Consider the following 2,985-nt stretch of genomic DNA (forward strand, 5'->3'; position numbering starts at 1 on the left):
CCCCAACCCTCCCCCTCAAGGGGGGAGGGGGCGATGGCGACCACGCCCGTCAAAACGGCCGACGATCCCACGGGAGAGGCGCGGCGGAAAACCAACAAGTCACACCTTCTGCAAATCACATTCGAGCCTATATGATCCCCCAGGACCGTAACAGGGAGGCCAGCATGACCGATCAACCCGAGGCTGAAGCACGGCGTTCCCCGCTCGAGCGTTTCTTCGGCGGCCATCCGCTGAGCGTCCTGCTCAAGCTGGCCTTCATCTCGCTGCTGGTCGGTTTCGTGATGAGCGTCTTTGGCGTCAATGTGCAGGGCGTCATCCGCGGCGCAATCGACGTGCTGCGCGAGACGCTGCGCGATGGCGCCGGCCTGTTCCGCAACTTGGGCGGCTATATCATCACGGGCGCGGCTCTGGTGGTGCCGATCTGGCTGGTCATCCGGCTGAGCAAGGCGCGCTGATGGCTCCCCTGCACCTGCGCCTCACGCCCCAGCAAGCCCTGTCACGGCTGGTGCCGCATATTCTCGAGCTCGAGAGCCAGGCGCACCGTCGTATCGCCATCGGGGTGACGGGCGGCCCGGGCACCGGCAAGTCGACGCTGGCCGCCGAACTGGTGACCATGCTCAACGCTACCCACCCCGGCAGCGCCGCCCTGGTGCCGATGGACGGCTTTCACATCAAGCATGCCAAGCTCGAAGAAATGGGTCAGACCGACCGCAAGGGCGCCCCGCACACCTTCGAAGGCGCCGACTTCGTCAATTTCCTGCATCACCTCAAGGCCGCGACCGGCCCGGTCAGCGGGCCCGGCTATTCCCGCAAGATCGAGGACACCGTCGAGAACGCCTTCACCATCCAATCCGAGGTGCGCGTGCTGATCGTCGAAGGCAATTATCTGCTGCTGACTGACGGGCCCTGGGCCGGGGTGAAGCCGCTGCTGGACTATTCGGTGTTCATCGATGTGCCCCGCGACCTGGTCAAGGCACGACTGCTCAAGCGTCACGGCGAAGAAGGTCTGTTCACCGAGGAACGCAACCGCGCCCATATTGAGCGCAACGACCTGCCCAACTATGATCTGGTCCGCCTGTCGCAGGACCGCGCCGATGTGGTGATCGCGATGGACGTGGAGCACTAGGTATGCGCACGGCCCTGCTTGTGGCTGCCATTCTCGCCGGAGCCGGCACCATCGCGGGCGCAGTGCTGCTCAAGCCGACCGGTTTCGAGCGCTGCGTCTCGATCATCGGTCGCGATATCGAGCGCAATGCCAGCCCGGGCGCGACGCTGGACCCGCGCGATGTCGAGGCTGAGGCCGCCCGGACCTGTTCCGGTGCCTAGGGCTGAAGCTGCCTCAGCCGCCGCTGGATGAAACGGCGTTCCGCCTCCTGCACCGTCAGGTCCAGCGCCGCAGCATAGGCGCGCTTTGCCTCGTCCAGGCGCCCCAGCCGCCGCAGCAGGTCGGCGCGGGCGGCGTGCCACAGGCGATAGTCGGCAAGGTCCTCGGCAAGCTGCTCGACCAGCGCCAGCCCCGCCGCCGGGCCATCGCGCATGGCCACGGCCACGGCCCGGTTGAGCGCCACGATCGGCGATGGATCGATGCGCATCAGCATGTCGTAGAAGGCGACAATGCGCGGCCAGTCGCTTCCATCGGGACTGTGGGATGCAGCGATTGCGGCCTGCACCGAATAGAGGCTGAAGCGGCCAGTCAGCACCTGCCGCACCAGTGCCTGGCCCTCGGCGATCTGCGTCAGATTCCACAGCCCGCGATCCTGCTCCTCAAGGGGCACGATCTCACCGTCGCGCAGCCGCGCGGTGCGGCGCGCGTCCTGCAGCAGCATCAGCGCCAGCAGCCCCCTGACCTCCGGCTCGTCGATCAGCGTGGCCAGCAGCCGCGCCAGCCGGATCGCCTCGGCGCAGAGATCGGTGCGCAGGGCGCTGTCGCCCGATGACGCCAGGTAGCCCTCATTGAAGACGAGATAGATCACCTGCAGTACCGTCTCGATGCGCTCGGGCAATTCCTCGGGCCCGGGCACGACATAGGGGATGCGGGCGTCGCGGATCTTGCCCTTGGCCCGCACGATGCGCTGGGCGATGGTGACGGGCTTGGCGAGGTGAGCGGCGGCGATTGCCTCGGTGGTGAGGCCGCAGACTTCCCGCAGGGTGAGCGCCACCTGCGCATCGGGCGCCAGCGCCGGGTGGCAGCAGGTGAAGATCAGCCGAAGCTGGTCATCGACGATGGCAGGCGCATCGTCCTCGTCCGGCTCAGCATGGAGCTCGATCTGTTGCGCCAGCTGCTCGCTCGCCGCACTGAAACGGGCCTCGCGGCGGATGCGGTCGATCGCCTTGAAGCGCCCGGCCGAGACCAGCCAGGCGCGCGGATTGGCAGGTATGCCCTTGCGCGGCCAGCTGTCGAGCGCCGCGAGCCAGGCGTCGTGCAGCGCTTCCTCGGCGCGATCGAACCCGCCCAGCAGGCGGATAAGCGTCGCCAGCACACGCGGCGCCTCGGCCCGGTAGACGGCCTCGATGGCAGCAGCGGCGTCGCTCACATCACCGGCCGCACTTCGACGCAGCCGATCCGCGCCAGCGGAATATTGGCGCCGATGCGCATGGCTTCGTTGAGGTCGGCTGCTTCGATCAGGATGAAGCCAGCCACCTGTTCCTTGAGCTCGGCAAATGGGCCATCGGTGGCGCTCATCTTGCCTTGGCGCATGCGCACCGTGGTTGCCGTGTCGGGCGACATCAGCGCCTCGGCGGCGACGAAATGGCCACGCCGCTGCAGCTCGCGATCATATTCGGCCGAGTCCCGCACGATCGTGTCCCATTCGCCGGGCGGCAGGGTGTCGATGACGGCGGCGTCGAAGCAGACGAGGCAGAGATAGCGCATGGAATGATCCTCCGGCTGTGGTTGTACCGAAGTCTTGTCGAATAGGGAGAGGGGGAATCGACATGGCGCATCAGTGATCGGCTCTTGCCCTCCCTCCCCCTTGAGGGGAGGGC

General features: G+C 67.0%; 5 protein-coding genes. 3 read left to right on the forward strand and 2 right to left on the reverse strand.

Translation table 11 applies throughout. The features are described from left to right. The first annotated feature begins 164 nt into the window (after positions 1 to 164). Genes IH615_RS11565 through IH615_RS11575 form a run of 3 tightly spaced genes read left to right on the forward strand, consistent with a single transcriptional unit; the run spans position 165 to position 1,326 of the window. A complete protein-coding gene (locus tag IH615_RS11565) occupies positions 165 to 455 on the forward strand; it encodes a DUF6460 domain-containing protein (protein ID WP_291362028.1) in 291 nt (96 codons plus the stop codon). Next, positions 455 to 1,126, forward strand: coding sequence for a nucleoside/nucleotide kinase family protein (locus IH615_RS11570; RefSeq protein WP_291362029.1), 672 nt, complete (start codon positions 455 to 457; stop codon positions 1,124 to 1,126). Before IH615_RS11565 ends, IH615_RS11570 begins: the two co-directional genes overlap by 1 nt. Before the next feature lie 2 nt (positions 1,127 to 1,128). Beyond that, entirely contained in the window at positions 1,129 to 1,326 is a 198-nt protein-coding gene (locus IH615_RS11575; protein ID WP_291362030.1) for a hypothetical protein, read from the forward strand. Here IH615_RS11575 and IH615_RS11580 read toward each other — a convergent pair. Together IH615_RS11580 and IH615_RS11585 are read right to left on the reverse strand one after the other, a co-directional pair. Continuing rightward, positions 1,323 to 2,534 (reverse strand): RNA polymerase sigma factor, encoded by a 1,212-nt coding sequence (locus tag IH615_RS11580; RefSeq protein WP_291362031.1) that lies wholly within the window; start codon positions 2,532 to 2,534, stop codon positions 1,323 to 1,325. The genes IH615_RS11575 and IH615_RS11580 overlap by 4 nt on opposite strands. Continuing rightward, entirely contained in the window at positions 2,531 to 2,872 is a 342-nt protein-coding gene (locus tag IH615_RS11585) for a YciI family protein (protein WP_291362032.1), read from the reverse strand. The genes IH615_RS11580 and IH615_RS11585 overlap by 4 nt, the downstream gene beginning before the upstream one ends. Positions 2,873 to 2,985 lie beyond the last annotated feature (113 nt).

The sequence above is a fragment of the Devosia sp. genome (assembly GCF_014860165.1).
GTDB lineage: Bacteria > Pseudomonadota > Alphaproteobacteria > Rhizobiales > Devosiaceae > Devosia.

What these genes read in the sequence shown, in the direction of transcription:
- IH615_RS11565 (WP_291362028.1), top strand. Translation starts at nt 165, where the DNA reads ATGACCGATCAACCCGAGGCTGAAGCACGGCGTTCCCCGCTCGAGCGT.
- IH615_RS11570 (WP_291362029.1), top strand. Translation starts at nt 455, where the DNA reads ATGGCTCCCCTGCACCTGCGCCTCACGCCCCAGCAAGCCCTGTCACGG.
- IH615_RS11575 (WP_291362030.1), top strand. Translation starts at nt 1,129, where the DNA reads ATGCGCACGGCCCTGCTTGTGGCTGCCATTCTCGCCGGAGCCGGCACC.
- IH615_RS11585 (WP_291362032.1), bottom strand. Translation starts at nt 2,872, where the DNA reads ATGCGCTATCTCTGCCTCGTCTGCTTCGACGCCGCCGTCATCGACACC.